General features: G+C 52.9%; 14 protein-coding genes. 3 read left to right on the forward strand and 11 right to left on the reverse strand.

Going from position 1 to position 20417, the window contains the following annotated elements; all coding sequences use genetic code 11:
- Positions 1 to 114: 114 nt before the first annotated feature.
- The gene (malT, locus tag SK36_RS20190; protein WP_045448470.1) at positions 115 to 2820 is read left to right on the forward strand and encodes an HTH-type transcriptional regulator MalT; all 2706 of its coding nucleotides are present in this window, start codon (positions 115 to 117) and stop codon (positions 2818 to 2820) included.
- A 42-nt stretch (positions 2821 to 2862) separates the two neighbouring features.
- Here malT and SK36_RS20195 read toward each other — a convergent pair whose 3' ends face one another.
- The 3 genes from SK36_RS20195 to glpE all read right to left on the reverse strand — a co-directional run bounded on the left by SK36_RS20195 (position 2863) and on the right by glpE (position 4948).
- Complete coding sequence (locus SK36_RS20195; RefSeq protein ID WP_045448472.1) at positions 2863 to 3621, reverse strand: DeoR/GlpR family transcriptional regulator; 759 nt, start codon at positions 3619 to 3621, stop codon at positions 2863 to 2865.
- A 94-nt stretch (positions 3622 to 3715) separates the two neighbouring features.
- Positions 3716 to 4546 carry a rhomboid family intramembrane serine protease GlpG gene (gene glpG, locus SK36_RS20200; RefSeq protein WP_048222917.1) on the reverse strand — a complete coding sequence of 277 codons (831 nt, stop codon included), beginning with the start codon at positions 4544 to 4546 and terminating at the stop codon, positions 3716 to 3718.
- A 75-nt stretch (positions 4547 to 4621) separates the two neighbouring features.
- Complete coding sequence (gene glpE / locus SK36_RS20205) at positions 4622 to 4948, reverse strand: thiosulfate sulfurtransferase GlpE (protein WP_045448476.1); 327 nt, start codon at positions 4946 to 4948, stop codon at positions 4622 to 4624.
- A gap of 191 nt (positions 4949 to 5139) precedes the next feature.
- On the opposite strand from glpE, the gene glpD reads away from it, so the two are divergent.
- Complete coding sequence (gene glpD / locus SK36_RS20210) at positions 5140 to 6648, forward strand: glycerol-3-phosphate dehydrogenase (protein ID WP_045448478.1); 1509 nt, start codon at positions 5140 to 5142, stop codon at positions 6646 to 6648.
- 105 nt (positions 6649 to 6753) lie between these two features.
- On the opposite strand, the gene glgP is transcribed toward glpD, so the two are convergent.
- From glgP to asd, 6 genes are all read right to left on the reverse strand, one after another.
- Positions 6754 to 9201: a glycogen phosphorylase gene (gene glgP / locus SK36_RS20215; protein WP_048222920.1), complete on the reverse strand. Its 2448-nt coding sequence runs from the start codon at positions 9199 to 9201 to the stop codon at positions 6754 to 6756.
- A gap of 19 nt (positions 9202 to 9220) precedes the next feature.
- Complete coding sequence (gene glgA, locus SK36_RS20220) at positions 9221 to 10654, reverse strand: glycogen synthase GlgA (protein WP_045448482.1); 1434 nt, start codon at positions 10652 to 10654, stop codon at positions 9221 to 9223.
- Complete coding sequence (gene glgC, locus SK36_RS20225; RefSeq protein ID WP_045448484.1) at positions 10654 to 11949, reverse strand: glucose-1-phosphate adenylyltransferase; 1296 nt, start codon at positions 11947 to 11949, stop codon at positions 10654 to 10656. Before glgC ends, glgA begins: the two co-directional genes overlap by 1 nt.
- A 14-nt stretch (positions 11950 to 11963) precedes the next feature.
- Positions 11964 to 13940 (reverse strand): glycogen debranching protein GlgX, encoded by a 1977-nt coding sequence (gene glgX, locus SK36_RS20230; protein WP_048222923.1) that lies wholly within the window; start codon positions 13938 to 13940, stop codon positions 11964 to 11966.
- Positions 13940 to 16123, reverse strand: coding sequence for a 1,4-alpha-glucan branching enzyme (gene glgB, locus SK36_RS20235; RefSeq protein ID WP_048222925.1), 2184 nt, complete (start codon positions 16121 to 16123; stop codon positions 13940 to 13942). Before glgB ends, glgX begins: the two co-directional genes overlap by 1 nt.
- Before the next feature lie 361 nt (positions 16124 to 16484).
- A complete protein-coding gene (asd, locus tag SK36_RS20240) occupies positions 16485 to 17591 on the reverse strand; it encodes an aspartate-semialdehyde dehydrogenase (protein ID WP_045448491.1) in 1107 nt (368 codons plus the stop codon).
- Positions 17592 to 17781: 190 nt separating this feature from the next.
- Between asd and yhgN the strand changes: the two genes are divergently transcribed.
- Complete coding sequence (gene yhgN / locus SK36_RS20245; RefSeq protein WP_045448493.1) at positions 17782 to 18375, forward strand: NAAT family transporter YhgN; 594 nt, start codon at positions 17782 to 17784, stop codon at positions 18373 to 18375.
- Positions 18376 to 18481: 106 nt separating this feature from the next.
- Here yhgN and gntU read toward each other — a convergent pair whose 3' ends face one another.
- Together gntU and gntK are read right to left on the reverse strand one after the other, a co-directional pair.
- A complete protein-coding gene (gntU, locus tag SK36_RS20250) occupies positions 18482 to 19822 on the reverse strand; it encodes a gluconate transporter (protein ID WP_045448495.1) in 1341 nt (446 codons plus the stop codon).
- Positions 19822 to 20352 (reverse strand): gluconokinase, encoded by a 531-nt coding sequence (gene gntK / locus SK36_RS20255; protein WP_045448497.1) that lies wholly within the window; start codon positions 20350 to 20352, stop codon positions 19822 to 19824. The genes gntU and gntK overlap by 1 nt, the downstream gene beginning before the upstream one ends.
- Positions 20353 to 20417: the final 65 nt, after the last annotated feature.

Here is a 20417-nt window from a genome sequence, read left to right on the forward strand (position 1 = left end):
AAAAAGTCCACTTAGCTTGCATAAAATGACTTTCTGGCCGACCTTATAACCATTAATTACGAAGCGCAAAAAAAATCATTTTTCCCCATTTTCACACAGTGAAGTGACTAACCTATGTTGATTCCGTCTAAATTAAGTCGTCCGGTTCGACTCGACCATACGGTGGTTCGTGAGCGCCTGCTGGCTAAACTTTCCGGCGCGAACAATTTCAGGCTCGCTCTGATAACAAGTCCTGCTGGCTACGGAAAAACGACGCTTATTTCGCAGTGGGCTGCGGGGAAAAATGAATTAGGCTGGTACTCTCTTGATGAAGGTGATAATCAGCAGGAGCGATTTGCCAGCTATTTGATTGCCGCTATCCAGCAGGCAACTGGTGGGCACTGTACGACCAGCGAAACGATGGTGCAAAAACGCCAGTACGCCAGCCTGACTTCTCTCTTTGCTCAGCTATTTATTGAGCTGGCAGAGTGGCATCGTCCGCTTTATCTGGTCGTAGATGATTATCATCTGATCTCTAATCCGGCTATCCACGAAGCGATGCGCTTTTTCCTGCGCCACCAGCCTGAGAATCTCACGCTGGTCGTACTGTCACGTAACTTACCGCAACTGGGTATCGCTAACCTGCGTGTGCGCGATCAACTGCTGGAGATAGGCAGCCAACAATTAGCCTTTAACCATCAGGAAGCCAAACAATTCTTTGACCGTCGTCTTTCATCCCCCATTGAGGCGGCGGAAAGCAGCCGCATGTGTGATGACGTCGCTGGCTGGGCAACCGCATTACAACTGATCGCCCTTTCAGCTCGCCAGAATAACAATTCTGCGCACCAATCAGCGCGCCGTCTGGCGGGTATCAACGCCAGTCATTTGTCCGACTATCTGGTCGATGAAGTTCTGGATAGCGTTGATCAGGGTACTCGTCACTTCCTGCTGAAAAGCGCCATCCTGCGTTCAATGAACGACACGTTGATTACCCGGGTAACCGGTGAAGAAAACGGCCAAATGCGGCTGGAAGAAATTGAGCGTCAGGGTTTATTCCTGCAACGGATGGATGACGTTGGCGAATGGTTTAGCTATCACCCTCTGTTTGGCAACTTTTTACGCCAGCGCTGCCAGTGGGAACTGGCGACCGAGCTCCCCGAAATACACCGTGCCGCCGCAGAAAGCTGGATGGCACAAGGTTTCCCCAGCGAAGCGATTCATCATGCACTGGCCGCGGGCGATGCCCATATGCTGCGCGATATCCTGCTCAATCATGCATGGGGGCTGTTTAACCACAGCGAGCTGGCGTTACTGGAAGAGTCACTGAAAGCTCTACCGTGGGAAAGTCTGCTGGAAAACCCACGTCTGGTGCTGTTGCAGGCCTGGCTGATGCAGAGTCAGCATCGCTACAGTGAGGTTAACACCCTGCTGGCGCGTGCCGAGCAGGAAATGAAAGGCGATATGGAAACAACCCTGCATGCGGAATTTAATGCTCTGCGTGCACAGGTGGCGATTAACGACGGTAACCCTGACGAAGCAGAACGTCTGGCAAAACTGGCGCTGGATGAATTACCTATCGCCTGGTTCTATAGCCGCATTGTCGCCATGTCGGTACACGGTGAAGTCCTGCACTGCAAAGGCGATCTCACTCGTTCGTTGTCGTTGATGCAACAAACAGAGCAAATGGCACGTCATCATGACGTCTGGCATTACGCGCTCTGGAGCCTGATCCAGCAAAGTGAAATTTTATTCGCTCAGGGCTTTTTGCAGGCCGCCTGGGAGACTCAGGAAAAAGCGTTCCAGTTAATCAAAGAGCAGCATCTGGAGCAACTGCCGATGCACGAGTTTCTGGTTCGTATCCGGGCACAGTTACTATGGGCCTGGGCACGTCTGGATGAATCCGAAGCCTCTGCCCGCAGCGGTATTGAACTCCTTTCTACTTTTCAACCCCAGCAGCAGCTTCAATGCCTGGCTCTGCTGGTTCAGTGCTCACTGGCGCGGGGTGACCTGGACAACGCCCGCAGTCTGCTTAATCGCCTGGAAAACCTGCTGGGTAACGGACGTTATCACAGCGACTGGATTTCCAATGCCGATAAGGTCCGGGTAATTTACTGGCAAATGACCGGGGACAAAAACTCGGCTGCCAACTGGCTGCGCCACACGCCAAAACCGGAATTCGCCAACAACCATTTCCTGCAAAGTCAGTGGCGTAACATCGCCCGTGCGCAGATCCTGTTGGGTGAATTCGAGCCGGCAGAGATTGTGCTGGAAGAATTAAACGAAAATGCGCGCAACCTGCGCCTGATGAGCGATCTGAACCGCAACCTGCTGCTGCTCAATCAGCTTTACTGGCAGGCAGGACGCAAAAATGATGCCCAACGCGTATTGCTTGATGCGCTGCAACTGGCTAACCGTACCGGGTTTATCAGCCACTTTGTCATCGAAGGTGAGGCCATGGCGCAGCAGTTGCGTCAGTTGATTCAGCTTAATACGCTGCCGGAACTCGATCAGCATCGTGCCCAGCGTATTTTGCGTGAGATTAACCAACACCATCGCCACAAATTCGCCCACTTTGATGAAGGATTCGTTGAACGTCTGCTGACTCACCCGGAAGTGCCGGAACTGATCCGTACCAGCCCACTAACCCAGCGTGAGTGGCAGGTTTTAGGCCTGATTTATTCCGGTTACAGCAACGAACAAATCGCCGGAGAACTGGCGGTAGCGGCGACAACCATCAAAACGCATATTCGCAACTTGTACCAAAAACTTGGCGTGGCACACCGCCAGGATGCGGTGCAGCATGCGCAGAAACTGCTGAAGATGATGGGGTACGGCGTTTAATTTTGCCCGGTGGCATTGAAGCTTACCGGGCCCACAGATGACCTAGCACAGCTCTAACTGAATGTGATTATCCGCAATCACCTGCATCACGCCCGCTGGCGGCAAGATATCGGTATAGACGGCATCCACCATGCTGATACTCCCCATATTCACCATCGCGTTACGTCCAAACTTCGAGTGATCCACCACCAACATCACATGACGTGAATTTTCAATAATGGCACGTTTGGTGCGAACTTCGTGATAATCAAACTCCAGCAATGAACCATCGCTGTCGATGCCGCTAATACCCAAAATACCGAAGTCCAGACGGAACTGTGAAATAAAGTCGAGGGTCGCTTCACCCATAATGCCGCCATCACGGCTGCGCAGTTCGCCACCGGCCAGAATGATACGGAAATCCTCTTTCGCCATCAGCGTGTTTGCCACATTGAGGTTGTTGGTCACAATACGTAAGTTGCTGTGATTCAGCAATGCGTGAGCCACCGCTTCCGGCGTGGTACCGATGTCTATAAACAGCGTGGAGCCGTTAGGGATCTGCGTGGCAACTTTACGAGCAATACGCTCTTTTTCCGCCGTCTGCGTCGCCTTACGGTCATGCCACGGGGTATTCACTGAGCTGGATGGTAATGCCGCGCCACCGTGGTGGCGCAAAATCATATTCTGATCGGCCAGATCGTTAAGATCCCGGCGAATCGTTTGTGGGCTGACGGAGAAATGCTCCACCAGTTCCTCGGTGCTGACGTATCCCTGTTTTTTTACCAGTTCAATGATCGCGTCATGTCGTTGTGTTTGTTTCATTATAAGTCCCTGGAATTAACAAAGATCTTGTGCCGGATGGCGGCTGCGGCCTTATCCGGCCTGCAATTCGCATTACCATCCCGCTCAATCTCATTCACGTTCGTTTTCGTACATGAATAGTATCTGCAAATGCCATTGCCAGACCGACGGCCAGCCCGGCAATATGTGCTCCGTTCGCCATAGACATGCCGAACAGATCAAACCAGCCGGCAACAATCCAGATCAAGGCAAAGATAATCAAACCGCGTTGCAGGAAAATACCGCTTTGCGGATCGCGCTCGCCGCGCAACCACACGTACCCCATCAACGCATAAACCACGCCAGACAATCCACCAAACCACGGGCCACTAAATTTTTGTTGAACATAGCCGCTCAGCAGCGCGCTGATAACGGTAATGACAATGAGTTTGCCGCTGCCCAGACGTTTTTCTACCGCCCCGCCGAGATACCACCACCACAGCAGGTTAAAAAGAATGTGCATCAGCGAAAAGTGCATAAAAGCGTGGGTGAAATAACGCCAGAACTCAAACTTCAGCGTCGGGTCAAACGGCCACGCCAGCCATAGCATGACCGTCTGGTCGCCCACGACGTTCATCGCGATATACACCAACACGCACGCCGCCATCACAGCCCAGGTCACCGGACCAGCCCGTTCGCGCAGCGTGGCAAGAAACGGAAAACGTTGATAGCGCAGCCCACTGTCTGTCTGGCCAGACTGCCAGCTGGCAGCCAAATAACGCGGGTCCCCTGGATTTTCCTGAAAACGCGCCAGTTCAGCCCGCACGCGCTCAGCCTGGGACTCATCCGCCAGCCAGACATCGGTTTGCTGATGTTGTTGAATTGTCAGAATAACGCCCTGTGTCGCCATATAATCAACAAATGCCTGCGCCACGCGGGGGTTAGCAAAAGAGGTAATCATCAACATTGTTGCTGTCGCTTATTCCACACAAAAGGGGACAGTATATATACCCTGCTCATTTCAGGCTGCATCTTTGTTAGCTTACGAACCAAAAGCCACTTCTGCAGGAAAATGTCGATGCCACGCATCAAAGCCGCCGTCAACGCTGTATACCGCGTCATATCCCTGTTGAAGCAGATATTGCGCCGCGCCTTTACTGCTGTTGCCGTGGTAACACATCACCATCACTGCGGTATCGAAATCATGGTCGCGCATAAATGAACCCAGCGTATCGTTAGTCAAATGAAACGCTTGTGGCGCATGACCCATTGCATAACTTTGTGGATCGCGGATATCCACCAGCACCGCCATTCCATGCAGCAACTTTTGATGGGCTTCTTCGACATTAATACATTCAAACTGATCCATGGTGTTCTCTTTTTCTTTCTCTGCAGGTGTTCAATATTACCGTCCAGTGTACGTTGCCTGCACAGGTAAACGCCATAATGTTATATGTATCACTGTAAATTGTTTATCCGATGTTACCAATGGCGCTATTCTTTGCTATTATGCTCGATAACGAACATTAATGAGCTATAACGAAAGTGCGAGAGGCCAGCATGGAAACCAAAGATCTGATTGTGATAGGTGGAGGCATCAACGGTGCCGGTATCGCGGCAGATGCCGCTGGACGCGGTTTATCCGTGCTGATGCTGGAAGCGCAGGATTTAGCCTGTGCGACCTCTTCCGCCAGCTCTAAACTCATCCACGGTGGTCTGCGCTACCTGGAACACTATGAATTTCGTCTGGTCAGTGAAGCGCTGGCTGAACGTGAAGTGCTGTTGAAAATGGCACCGCATATTGCTTTCCCGATGCGTTTTCGTCTGCCCCATCGCCCACACCTGCGCCCGGCATGGATGATTCGCATTGGTCTGTTTATGTACGATCACCTGGGCAAACGCACCAGTTTACCAGGTTCAACTGGTTTGCGTTTTGGCGCAGACTCGGTGATGAAGCCTGAGATCGTGCGCGGTTTCGAATATTCTGACTGCTGGGTAGACGATGCGCGTCTGGTTCTGGCAAACGCCCAAATGGTGGTACGTAAAGGTGGCGAAGTCTTGACCCGCACTCGCGCCACTTCCGCTCGTCGCGAAAACGGTCTGTGGATTGTCGAAGCAGAAGATATCGATACCGGTAAAAAACACACCTGGCAGGCTCGCGGCCTGGTAAACGCCACTGGCCCGTGGGTAAAAGAGTTCTTCGATGACGGAATGCACCTGCCATCACCGTATGGTATTCGCCTGATTAAAGGCAGCCACATCGTGGTACCACGCGTGCATACCCAGAAGCAGGCTTATATCCTGCAAAACGAAGATAAGCGTATTGTTTTCGTTATCCCCTGGATGGATGAATTCTCAATTATCGGTACCACTGACGTTGAGTATCAGGGCGACCCGAAAGCGGTGAAGATTGATGAAAGCGAAATCAATTACCTGCTGAAGGTCTACAACGCACACTTTAAGAAACAGCTGGGCCGTGATGATATCGTCTGGACCTATTCTGGCGTCCGCCCGCTGTGCGATGACGAGTCCGATTCACCGCAGGCTATCACCCGTGATTACACGCTGGATATCCACGATGAAAACGGCAAAGCGCCGCTGCTTTCCGTCTTTGGCGGCAAACTGACGACCTACCGTAAGCTGGCAGAACACGCGATGGAAAAACTGTCGTCTTACTATCAGGGCATTGGCCCGGCATGGACCAAAGAGTGCATCCTGCCCGGCGGTGATATTGGCGGCGATCGTGAAGACTACGCGGCAAAACTGCGCCGCCGCTATCCGTTCCTGACCGAGTCTTTGGCACGCCACTACTCGCGCACCTACGGTAGCAACACGGAATGGATCCTCGGTGACGCGACCTCGGTTGCTGAGCTGGGCGAAGACTTCGGCCATGAATTCTACGAAGCAGAGCTGAAGTATCTGGTCGATCACGAATGGGTGCGTCGCGCAGACGATGCCCTGTGGCGTCGTACGAAAGAAGGTATGTGGCTGAATGCCGAACAGCAGTCGCGCATGACCCAGTGGCTGGTGGAATATGTGGAAAAACACCAGTTGTCGCTAGCGTCTTAAGACACACGCTATAAAACTGTAGGCCCGGTAAGCGTCAGAGCCACCGGGCCTTTTGCCGGATGGCGGCTAACGCCTTATCCGGCCTACAGGTCATCCTATCCCTTGTTACAACCGCACCGAATCAATATGCCAGATGTTTTCGGCATACTCTTTGATCGTCCTGTCTGATGAGAAGTACCCCATATTGGCGATATTGATCATCGACTTCGTGGTCCACTCTTCCGGACGGCGATACAGTTCGTCTACCTTATCCTGGCAATCGACATAGCTGCGGTAATCCGCCAGCACCTGGTAGTGGTCGCCAAAGTTGATTAACGAGTCCACCAGATCGCGATAGCGTCCCGGCTCCTCAGGGCTGAATACGCCGCTGCCGATTTGCGTCAGCACCTGATGCAATTCTTCATCTTTCTCGTAATATTCACGCGGTTTGTAGCCTTTACTGCGTAATGCTTCGACTTCTTCCGCTGTATTACCGAAGATAAAGATATTTTCCGCACCCACATGCTCCAGCATCTCGACGTTTGCTCCGTCCAGCGTGCCAATAGTCAGCGCTCCGTTCAGAGCAAACTTCATATTGCTGGTACCGGAAGCTTCCGTCCCTGCCAGAGAAATCTGTTCAGACAGGTCGGCTGCAGGAATGATCACCTGCGCCAGGCTGACACTGTAATTGGGAATAAACACCACCTTCAGCTTGTCGCCAATCTGCGGATCGTTATTGATCACTTTAGCGACATCGTTGATAAGATGAATAATGTGCTTCGCCATGTAATAGGCCGAAGCAGCCTTACCGGCGAAGATATTTACGCGTGGTACCCACTCGGCTTCAGGATCGTCCTTAATGCGGTTGTAGCGGGTGATCACATGCAGCACATTCATCAACTGCCGTTTGTACTCATGAATACGTTTGATCTGCACGTCAAACAGCGATTTCGGGTTCACTACCACGTTAAGCTGTTGGGCAATGAGCGCAGCCAGACGCTTTTTATTCTCCAGCTTTGCCTGGCGCACTGCGTGATTCACCAGCGGATAATCACAGTGCTGCTCAAGCTCGCTGAGCTGGCTGAGATCGGTACGCCAGGTGCGGCCAATATTCTCATCCAGCACATCGGAGAGCGGCGGGTTCGCCAGCGCCAGCCAGCGACGAGGAGTCACACCGTTGGTCACATTACAGAAGCGCGTCGGGAAAATCTTCGCAAAATCCGCAAACAACGACTGCACCATCAGGTTGGAGTGCAGCTCAGAAACGCCGTTCACTTTATGGCTCACCACTACCGCCAGCCATGCCATACGCACACGACGACCGTTGGATTCATCAATGATCGACGTCCGCCCCAACAGGCCGGTATCATTCGGATACTGCTCCTGTAACGTTTTCAGGAAGTAATCGTTAATCTCAAAGATGATTTGCAGATGGCGCGGCAAAATTTTACCCAGCATATCGACCGGCCAGGTTTCCAGCGCTTCACTCATTAACGTGTGGTTGGTGTAAGAGAAGACCTGACAGCACACTTCAAACGCGTCATCCCAGCTAAATTTGTGCTCATCAATAAGCAGGCGCATCAGCTCCGGAATAGACAGCACCGGATGGGTATCGTTGAGGTGAATGGCGATTTTATCCGCCAGATTGTCGTAGGTTTTGTGCAACTGATAATGACGACTCAGGATGTCCTGCGCCGTGGAGGAGACCAGAAAGTACTCCTGACGCAAACGCAGCTCGCGCCCTGAATAGGTGGAGTCATCCGGATATAGCACACGAGATACGTTCTCGGAGTGGTTTTTATCTTCCACCGCCGCGAAGTAATCCCCCTGGTTAAATTTACCAAGGTTGATTTCGCTACTGGCCTGGGCGTTCCACAGGCGCAGCGTGTTGGTGGCGTCGGTATCGTAGCCCGGGATAATCTGGTCGTAAGCCACCGCGAGGATCTCTTCAGTTTCAATCCAGCGCGTTTTCTTGCCTTCCTGCTGAATACGACCGCCAAAACGTACTTTGTAGCGGGTATTGTGGCGTTTAAACTCCCACGGGTTACCATATTCCAGCCAGTAGTCCGGGGATTCTTTCTGTCGGCCATCAACAATGTTCTGTTTGAACATGCCGTAGTCATAACGAATACCGTAACCACGTCCCGGCAGGCCCAGCGTCGCCAGAGAATCCAGGAAACAGGCTGCCAGACGCCCGAGACCACCGTTTCCGAGGCCGGGGTCATTTTCTTCGTCGATCAGATCTTCGAGATCTAACCCCATACCTTCCAGTGCATTTTTTACATCGTCGTAGATTCCCAACGATAACAGTGCATTAGAAAGTGTGCGGCCAATCAGAAACTCCATTGACAGATAATAGACCTGGCGAGTTTCCTGAGACAATTGCGCACGGTTAGAACGCAGCCAGCGCTCCACGAGACGATCCCGCACCGCGAATAATGTGGCGTTCAGCCACTCATGTTTATTGGCAATGACCGGATCTTTACCAATAGTGAACATCAGCTTATAGGCAATAGAATGCTTAAGTGCCTCTACGCTGAGTGTGGGCGATGCATAAGTAAATGGAGCATTCATATAGGTGATTCCTGGATATCTATTTCAAGCGATAGTAAAGCTCACGGTAAGACTTCGCCGCGACTTGCCAGCTAAAATCCATGGTCATGGCCTGACGTTGTACAAACCGCCAAAGCGAAGGCCGGGACCACAATACGAAAGCACGCCGAATCGCCCGCAACAGCGACCAGGCATTACTATCTTCAAATACAAACCCACTGGCGATACCGTCCGCCAGGTTTTCCAGCGAACTATCAGACACCGTATCAGCCAGCCCACCGGTGCGCCGCACCAGCGGCAGCGTGCCGTACTTCAGTCCATACAATTGCGTTAAGCCACATGGCTCAAAGCGGCTGGGAACCAGAATGACATCGGCCCCACCCATGATGCGATGAGAGAAGGCCTCGTGATAACCAATCTGCACCCCCACCTGCCCTGGATGCTCTGCTGCAGCGGCCAGGAACCCCTCCTGCAACACCGGATCGCCCGCGCCGAGTAACGCCAGCTGTCCACCCTGCTCTAACAAACCCGGCAGCGCTTCCAGCACCAGGTCCAAACCTTTCTGGCTGGTCAGGCGACTTACCACTGCAAAGAGCGGCACTTTATCGTTAACCTTAAGCCCCATTGCAATCTGCAACTGACGCTTGTTCTCTGCTTTATCCTCCAACGTATCGCGGGTATAGCGCGATGCCAACAGCAAGTCCGTTTCCGGACTCCAGATGTTTTCATCGACACCGTTCAGCACGCCGGAAAGACGCCCCTCGCGATGGCGCTGCTGCAACAAACCTTCCATCCCGTAGGCAAACTGCGGCTCAGTGATTTCCCGCGCATAGGTCGGGCTGACCGCCGTAATGTGGTCGGCGTAGTACAAACCGGCCTTCAGGAAGGAAATCTGCCCATTGAACTCCAGACCATGCACATTAAAGAACGACCATGGCAATTGGATGTCATCCATATGCTTTGCATAAAACATGCCTTGATACGCCAGATTGTGCACAGTGAACACAGACTTCGCCGGATGGCCGCGCGCCGCCAGATACGCCGGGGCCAACCCGGCATGCCAGTCGTGCGCGTGCACCACATCCGGGCGCCAGAATGGATCAAGACCACAGGCCATTTCACATCCGACCCAGCCGAGCAGTGCAAAGCGCAGGACGTTATCGGTATAAGCAAACAGATTTGTGTCGTGATACGGGCTGCCGGGGCGGTCATAGAGATGCGGCGCATCAATCAGGTAAATGCCGACACCGTTGTAATGTCCGAACAGCAAGGTGATTCTGCCAGCAAAGGTATCCCGGCGCGTTACAACCTGCGCATCAGGGATACCACGGCGAATATCGGGAAACGCCGGGAGCAGCACGCGGGCATCCACTCCGTCCGCAATTTGCGCAGCGGGCAATGCCCCAATCACATCCGCCAGTCCCCCGGTTTTTAACAGGGGAAACATCTCTGAACATACGTGTAAAACCTGCATTATCGCTCCTGTTTGATCTGCAGTTTGCGTAGCATTTCACGCGTGACCAGCACAATGCCTTCCTCTGAACGGTAGAAGCGACGTGCATCTTCTTCCGCATTTTCACCAATGACCATACCTTCAGGGATAACGCAGGCGCGGTCGATGATACAGCGACGTAACCGGCACGAACGCCCTACCCACACTTCAGGTAACAACACTGCCGAATCAATGTTACAGAATGAATTCACCCGCACCCGCGGGAACAGCACGGACTGCACCACCACCGAACCGGAAATAATACACCCACCGGAAACCAGCGAGTTCAGCGTCATTCCGTGGCTACCGGAACGGTCCTGCACGAACTTCGCTGGTGGCAGTGATTCCATATGTGTACGAATTGGCCAGTCCTGGTCATACATGTCCAGTTCAGGCGTTACCGAAGCCAGATCGAGGTTCGCCTTCCAGTAGGCCTCCAATGTTCCAACATCACGCCAGTACGGCTCGGATTCCGGGTCGGACTGTACGCAGGACAACGGGAAAGGATGTGCAAACGCCATACCCGCTTCGGTGATTTTCGGGATGATATCTTTGCCGAAGTCATGGCTTGAGTTTTCGTCCAGGTCATCTTCCGCCAACAGTTCATAGAGATAATCGGCGTCAAATACGTAGATCCCCATACTGGCGAGGGATTTTGTTGGATCATTTGGCATGGCTGGCGGATTTGCCGGTTTTTCAACGAATTCGATAATTTTGTCGTTTTCGTCCACATCCATTACGCCAAATGCGCTGGCCTCTTCAATCGGTACCGGCATACAGGCTACGGTGCAGCGAGCGCCCTTCTCAACGTGGTCGATCAGCATGCGCGAGTAGTCCTGTTTGTAAATATGATCCCCCGCGAGTATCACCACATACTCCGCTTTATAGCGTCGAATGATGTCCAGGTTTTGCGTTACCGCATCTGCCGTTCCGCGATACCAGTTTTCCCCCTGCATTCTTTGCTGAGCAGGAAGCAGGTCGACAAACTCGTTCATCTCTTCGCTGAAGAACGACCAACCGCGCTGGATATGCTGTACCAGCGTGTGCGACTGGTACTGCGTGATCACGCCAATACGGCGGATCCCGGAGTTAAGACAGTTGGATAAAGCAAAATCGATAATGCGGAACTTACCGCCAAAGTGTACGGCTGGCTTGGCGCGTTTGTTGGTTAAATCTTTCAGGCGTGTCCCGCGGCCACCGGCCAGGATTAGGGCAACAGATTTCAATGGCAGCTGGCGCGCCAACATTACACGATCGTTCTTATCTAAACTCACCATGACTAACTCCTTTTTTATCTTCTCTGGAACACACACAGTCCGTGCGCAGGTCCCTGCCAGACAGCCGTAAGCACCGGATTATCCTCTCCGGCAAATGGGGGGATGGCGTGCCATTCCCCTTCAGGTAAAACGATATCTGTCACCTCAAGCGAAGCGTTTATCGCAATCAAAAAACGCTCTGAAAGCAGGATTTCCATCTGCTTCAGGCCGTTTTGCCACTCATCCGCACTTAAGGGTTGTGCATACTTGTTCAGCCAACGGACATTGCCATCACCCTCTTCCCACCAGCGATCGTTTGTTAACGCGGGGATCTGCCGGCGAAGATGAATCAAGGCGGCGGTAAATGCGGTTAGCCCACTGTTTGCCTGCTGCCAGTCCAGCCAGGTTAAAGCGTTATCCTGGCAGTAAGCGTTATTGTTGCCGTGCTGGCTATGACCATGCTCATCGCCCGCCAACAACATCGGCGTCCCCTGAGAGAGCAACAGCGTCGTTAACAGGGCATGAATGCTGTCGCGCCGCCTTTCAATCAGGTCCAGCGTGCCGCCTAACCCTTCTTTACCATGATTATCACTGTAGTTATTGCTAGTGCCGTCCCGATTTTCCTCACCGTTCGCTTCATTGTGCTTATTTGTGAAGCACACACAGTCGCGCAGCGTAAAACCGTCATGCGCAGTAACCAGATTAACCGTGGCGCTGGGTTTACGACCATTGCGTTTAAACACATCGCTGGATGCTGCAAAACGTCCAGCAAACTCCCCCAGCGACAGATTACGCTGTAGCCAGAAGCGTCGGATTGCGTCGCGGAAATGGTCATTCCATTCGACAAACGGTGGTGGGAAATTACCCACCTGATAACCGCCTTCACCAATATCCCACGGCTCTGCAATCAGCTTAACGCGTGAGAGCAACGGACAGTTTTGGATGGCGGTAAACAGCGGTGCATCCTGACGAAACGCAGGCGTGCGCCCCATAACGGAAGCTAAATCGAAACGAAAACCATCCACGTGGCAGGTTTCAACCCAATAACGCAGGCATTCACACGCATACTCCACCACACCGGGATGGCTCAGATTGATGGTGTTCCCACAGCCGGTCCAGTTGTAGTAATCACCATCTTCCCTAATCCAATAATAGCTACGGTTATCAATTCCGCGCAGCGAGAAGAGCGGCCCCTCAAGATCCAACTCGGCGCTGTGGTTTAAAACGATATCGAGAATGACCTCAATACCCGCTTTGTGCAGCGCTTTCACCGCGTCACGAAACTCATCAAGAGCGCTCTCTGGCGAGCAGGCATAAGCCGGATGCAGCGCAAACATCGCCAACGGGTTGTAACCCCAGTAGTTAGATAATCCCAGCCGTTGAAGACGGGGTTCGCTGGCGAAATGCGCCACTGGCAGCAGCTCCAGCGCGGTAATGCCAAGGTGCCTGAAATAGTCAATCATCACCGGATGACCGAGCGCTTTGTACGTGCCGCGAATATCCTCCGGGATATCGGGGTGCAGATACGTCAGTCCTTTGACGTGTGCTTCGTAAATGACGGTGTTGCCCCACGGTGTACGCGGCGGGACATCATCCTCCCAGTCATATCGGTCTGATACCACCACGCACTTGAGCGCAATCTCCGCATTGTCACGATGATCCGGCTCATCCACCCCACCGTGTAGCAGCGGGTTATCTTTTAACTCGCCTTCCACGCGGCGTGCACAGGGGTCAATCAGCAGTTTCGCCGGGTTAAAACGATGACCTTGCCCAGGTTGCCACGGCCCATGTACACGATAACCATAACGCAAACCCGGTCTGGCACCGGCCAGATAACCGTGCCAGACATCACCGCTACGTCCAGGCAGGTCATAGCGGTGCTCGCAGCCTTGCTCATCGAAGACGCATAGCTCAACGCGCTCAGCGTGGGCCGAGAAGAGTGTAAAATTGACGCCATGACCGTCATACATGGCACCGTGGGGGGTGGCGTTACCGATTGCCAGTTGCGTCATCACCCCTCCCGAACCAGCCAAATCGTGGCCAGCGGAGGCAAGGTGAGACTCAACGAGTGCTGACGACCATGGCTGGCGATTTCATCGCTGTGTACCACGCCGCCATTACCGGTATTGCTGCCGTGGTAATGCATCGAGTCAGTATTAAGGATCTCACGCCATTTACCCGGCTGATTGATGCCAAAGCGATAGCCGTAACGTGGCACTGGCGTAAAGTTGCTGGCGACAATAATTTCGTTGCCAGCTTTGTCACGACGGACAAAAATCAGCACCGAACGCTCGTTGTCGTCCACCACCAGCCATTCGAACCCATACCCGTCAAAGTCGAGCTCATGCAGCGCCTTGTGGTGACGGTAGGTGTGGTTCAAATCACGTACCAGGCGTTGTACGCCGTGATGCCAGTTATCGCCCCCTTCCAGCAAATGCCAGTCGAGGCTGGCATCGTGGTTCCATTCTCGTCCCTGGGCAAATTCGTTACCCATAAACAGCAGTTTCTTGCCGGGGAAGGCCCACATCCAGCCATAGTAGGCACGTAGATTGGCAAACTTCTGCCACGCGTCGCCTGGCATGCGATCAAGGATCGATTTCTTACCGTGCACCACTTCATCGTGGGACAACGGCAGAACAAAGTTTTCGGTATAGTTGTAGAGCATGCCGAAAGTCAGCTTATCGTGATGATGCTGACGATAAATCGGATCCAGCTTCATGTAGTCCAGCGTGTCATGCATCCAGCCCAGGTTCCACTTGTACCAGAAACCTAAGCCGCCCATATCCTGCGGTCTCGATACTCCGGCAAAGTCGGTGGATTCCTCCGCCATGCTCACAGCACCAGGTACCTGTTCACCAAGAATACGGTTGGTATTACGCAAAAACTCAATGGCTTCGAGGTTTTCGCGCCCGCCGAATTCGTTAGGAACCCATTCCCCTTCCTTACGACTGTAATCGCGATAGATCATCGACGCCACGGCATCGACCCGTAGCGCGTCAATGCCAAATCGTTCAATCCAGTACAGGGCGTTGCCCACCAGATAGTTGCTGACTTCACGGCGACCGTAGTTGTATATCAGCGTGTTCCAGTCCTGGTGATACCCTTCGCGCGGATCGCTGTGTTCATACAAATTGGTGCCATCAAACTCTGCCAGCCCAAAATCGTCCGACGGAAAATGGCCCGGCACCCAGTCAAGGATGACATTCAGCCCGGCCTGATGCGCGGCATTCACGAAATAGCGGAAGTCATCGCGCGTGCCGAAACGACGGGTCGGTGCGTACATGCCAGTCGGCTGGTAACCCCAGCTACCATCGAACGGATGTTCGTTAATTGGCAGCAACTCAAGGTGGGTAAACCCCATCCACTTCACGTAGGGGATTAGCTGATCCGCAAGTTCGCGGTAGCTCAACCAAAAATTGTTGTCCGTATGGCGACGCCATGAGCCCAGATGGACTTCATAGATAGAGATCGGAGCATCAAACTGGTTAGCTTTTTTACGCTCCTCAGTTTGCACGACTTTTTCCGGCAAACCACAGATCAGCGATGCTGTTTCAGGACGCATTTGCGCTTCAAAAGCGTAAGGATCAGCTTTGATGCGTAGCTTGCCGTTAGCATCGATCATCTCGTACTTATATAGCTGACCATGCTGTGCACCGGGGATAAACAGCTCCCAGATGCCGCTCTCTTTACGCAGACGCATCGGGTGTCGGCGTCCATCCCAGTAATTGAACTGCCCGACTACCGAGACACGTTGTGCATTCGGCGCCCAGACGGAGAAACGAGTACCTGTTACGCCGTCCATGGTATCCGCATGTGCGCCCAGCGTTTCGTAGGGGCGCAGATGCGTCCCTTCAGACAGCAGCCAGGCATCCATATCTTGTATTAGTGGGCCAAAACGGTAAGGGTCATCAATCAGATTCTGCTGTCCATGCCAGACAACAGCCAGTTGATAGCGAAAGAAATTTTTACGTCGGGGAAGTACAGCACAGAAAAAACCGCGAGAGTCGAGACAGTCCAGTTTGCCGACTTTGCGTCCGGTTTTAGGTTCGATCACCCACACTTCGGTGGCGTCAGGCAATAGGGCACGGACTTCAAGTCCCGCTTCAGTTTGGTGCATACCGAGTACGGAAAAAGGATCCGCAAAATGGCCTGCAATTAGCGCATTAATCACGTCTCTATCAACACGAACGGACATGGTTGTCATCCTGTTTTATGTGTCACCCCTTCCAACTGATTTTCGACATCAGGTAGTGACATTTTTTTGACCTGAACGGCGCAGCACAATTGTGCATCCTCTCTGCGTCGTCCCACCTTCAGGCAACAACTTAATACCTCCGGTACTAAGCCACCCTTAAAGAATAGCCAATGCTTTATCTTACTCCCGGTAAAAAATGAAACATCTGCGCTTACTCCTGTATTACGCAAAAAAAAGGGCGACTCAGCACCCATTGTTTACACATGATTATCATCTGCCTGATGACGAACTCGTCTAACCTGGCCTACTGACTCACGTCATGTGCAGGCCAGATAAATAGAGTGCCGTCAGGCAGTCATCATTACGCCAGTTGACGCAGCATCCGGCGCAGTGGCTCAGCAGCACCCCAGAGCAGTTGGTCGCCAACGGTAAAGGCTGACAGGAACTCCGGTCCCATATTCAGCTTACGCAGACGGCCTACTGGCGTGGAAAGCGTACCGGTTACGGCCGCAGGGGTTAACTCACGCATAGTGATATCCCGATCGTTAGGCACCACTTTCGCCCATGGATTGTGAGCTGCCAGCAGTTCTTCCACGGTCGGAATTGACACATCTTTTTTCAGTTTAATGGTGAACGCCTGGCTGTGGCAGCGCAGTGCGCCTACGCGCACGCAAAGACCATCCACCGGGATCACGGAAGACGTGTTGAGAATTTTGTTGGTTTCTGCCTGCCCTTTCCACTCTTCGCGGCTCTGACCGTTATCGAGCTGTTTGTCGATCCACGGAATCAGGCTCCCGGCCAGCGGTACGCCAAAGTTATCAACCGGCAGGTCACCGCTGCGGGACAGGGTTGTCACTTTACGTTCGATATCGAGAATAGCAGAAGAAGGGGTCGCCAGTTCATCGGCCACATGGCTATACAGATGGCCCATCTGGGAGAGGAGTTCACGCATATGACGCGCACCGCCGCCGGAAGCCGCCTGGTAGGTTGCTACGGATACCCAGTCCACCAGATCGTTGGCAAACAGGCCGCCGAGTGACATCAGCATCAGACTAACGGTGCAGTTACCGCCGACAAAGGTCTTAACGCCTTTGTTCAGACCGTCGGTAATCACATCCTGGTTAACCGGATCGAGGATAATGATGGCATCGTCTTTCATACGCAGCGAAGATGCCGCATCAATCCAGTACCCTTGCCAACCGCTTTCACGAAGCTTTGGATAGATTTCGTTGGTATAATCGCCGCCCTGACAGGTCACAATGATGTCGAGCGCCTTCAGCGCTTCCAGATCAAATGCATCCTGAAGCATGCCAGTGGAGGTCGTACCAAACGTCGGTGCCGCCTGTCCGAGCTGGGAAGTAGAAAAGAAAACAGGGCGAATGGCGTCGAAGTCACGTTCTTCTACCATGCGTTGCATGAGTACAGAGCCGACCATACCGCGCCAGCCGATAAAACCAACATTTTTCATAGCGTTTTTTCCTGCAGAGATGTGTGCTGTGTATGCTAACCAGTATCCTACTGGCCTATCCTTCACCATACAAAAAGCAGCCAAAGTCGCAAGTGAAATTAATCAATGATAGCGAAGCCATCAGTAATGCGACTTATCCCGCTGCGCAAGCAAGCAGAAAGTCCGCTGTAATTATCAGGGAATTTGACTTATGAATGAAATCATTTCTGCGGCAGTTTTATTGATCCTGATTATGGACCCGCTCGGAAATCTGCCCATTTTCATGTCCGTATTGAAACATACCGAACCTAAACGTCGTCGCGCGATTATGGTTCGCGAGCTGTTTATTGCGCTGTTGGTGATGCTGATATTCCTGTTCGCGGGCGAGAAAATTCTGGCATTTCTTAACCTGCGAGCGGAAACCGTCTCCATCTCCGGGGGCATCATTTTGTTCCTGATTGCCATCAAGATGATTTTCCCCAGCGCAACCGGCAATAGCACCGGACTTCCGGCGGGTGAAGAGCCCTTTATCGTGCCGTTGGCCATTCCACTGGTTGCAGGACCGACTATCCTGGCATCGTTGATGCTGTTATCGCATCAATACCCGAATCAGATGGGACATCTGGTGATTGCACTGCTGATCGCCTGGGGCGGTACATTTGTGATCTTGCTACAGTCATCGCTGTTTTTGCGTCTGCTGGGCGAGAAAGGTGTTAATGCGCTGGAACGCCTGATGGGGCTGATTCTGGTGATGATGGCGACCCAGATGTTCCTGGATGGTGTGCGGATGTGGATGAAGGGGTGATGTACTCGTTTTACGCCGGGAGGCGGCTTCGCCTTACCCGGCCTACGGTGTGGATATGTGCCAGTTTGTAGGCCCGGTAAGCGCAAGCGCCACCGGGCTTTCTAACTCAGCTCAGGAGCTGAAAGGCAATCATACCGACAATTGCACCGACCGTTCCGAGGATAGTTTCCATCATCGTCCAGGTCTTCAGCGTTTGTGCTTCAGTCGCACCGGTGAATTTACCGAACAGCCAGAAACCAGCGTCATTGACGTGGCTGACCACGATAGAACCACCCGCGATGCAAATAGACAGCGCCGCCATCTGCGCCCCGGAGAAGTTCAGCTGTTCAATCACTGGCATCACCAGACCGACCGCCGTTAAGCAGGCCACCGTCGCGGAACCCTGGATGATACGAACCGCAGCCGCCAGCACAAAGCAGGTAATGGCAATTGGCAGCCCCATGCCGGTTAACGCTTCACCCAGTGCCGGACCGACACCAGAATCCACCAGCACCTGCTTGAACACGCCGCCAGCACCAATCACCAGCAGAATAATCCCCGCAGGTTGCAACGCGTGACCACAGATCTCCATCACGCGGTCCTTCGCCATACCCTGACGGATTGCCAGACCATAAATAGCGACCAGGCAGGCGACCAGAATCGCGGTGAACGGGTGACCAATAAACTCAAACCATTCGTAAGCGGTAGAACCGACCGGCACAAAGCGAGCAGCAATGGTTTTCAGGCCAACCAATACCAGCGGCAGCAGGATAAGCGCGAGACTGAAACCAAAGGACGGCATTTTGCCTTCGCCCAGATGCGGCTCGGTAATATCGTCCGGCACATGCAGTTCAACGAAACGACTGATGAAATTGCCCCACAACGGTCCGGCGATAATCATGCCAGGAATTGCCGCACACAGGCCAATCAGGATCATCCAGCCGAAATCGGCGTGCATCTGAGAGGCCAGCAGCATTGGCGCAGGCCCCGGCAGCAGAAACGCTGCAGCAGCCGCCACACCCGCAAACAGCGGGATAACCAGCTTCACGAGGTTGGTGCCCGTATGACGCGCCATAGAGAACGCCACGCTTATCAGCAGCACAATCGCAACTTCAAAGAACAGCGGCAGCGCGCAAATCAGGCCGGCCAGGCCAATCGCATAATGCGCGCGGCTGTGGCCGAAGGACTTCAGCATTTTGACGGCAATCTGATCGACCGCCCCGGTCTCATGCAAAATCTTACCGAACATCGCTCCCAGAGCGACCACAATCGCCAGGAAACCGAGTGTGCCTCCCATCCCTTTTTCCATAGTCGCAGCGATTTTATCGAGCGGCATACCGGAAAAGAGACCTGCACCTATAGAAACCACCATCAAAGCAACGAAGGCGTGCATACGCGCCTTCATCACTAAAAACAGCAGTAATAAAACGGACCCTACTGCTGTTAAAACAAGCGTTAATGTACTCACTACTTACTGCCTTGGTTAATGACCTCAATGGTGCTTGCTACCACACCGTCCAGCGGCTGATCGATATCCACCACCAGAACATCACTTTCGTTTGCACCCGGTTCTTCCAGCGTTTCAAACTGGGTCACCAGCATCTGCGTTTTGAAGAAGTGGCCTTTACGCTCCTTCAGGCGGCTTTCGATAACGTCAAACTCCCCTTTCAGATAGATGAAAGAGAGATTCGGGTTACCTTCACGCAGCAGGTCACGATAGTGTTTTTTCAAGGCAGAACAGACGATAAGCGACACTTTGTTGGTACGCTGCATCGCAAAAGCGGCGTCATTCAGCGCCTGTAACCACGGTTTACGGTCATCATCGTTTAACGGCTCACCGGAAGCCATTTTCATGATGTTGCTGCGTGGATGGAGAAAATCGCCATCAAGAAACGCGGCCTGCAGTTGATGCGCCACTTCGCTGGCGACAGCAGATTTACCGCTGCCCGATACGCCCATCAGAACGTAAACGTGGTGATCATGATTAGTCGTGCTCAAAGCGTTGCCCCCACTGGTACAAGAATCAGGAAATTGTTACGGGTAACTGTTATCGGTAACATTGT

It is taken from the genome of Citrobacter sp. MGH106 (assembly GCF_001037495.1).
Lineage (GTDB): Bacteria > Pseudomonadota > Gammaproteobacteria > Enterobacterales > Enterobacteriaceae > Citrobacter > Citrobacter murliniae.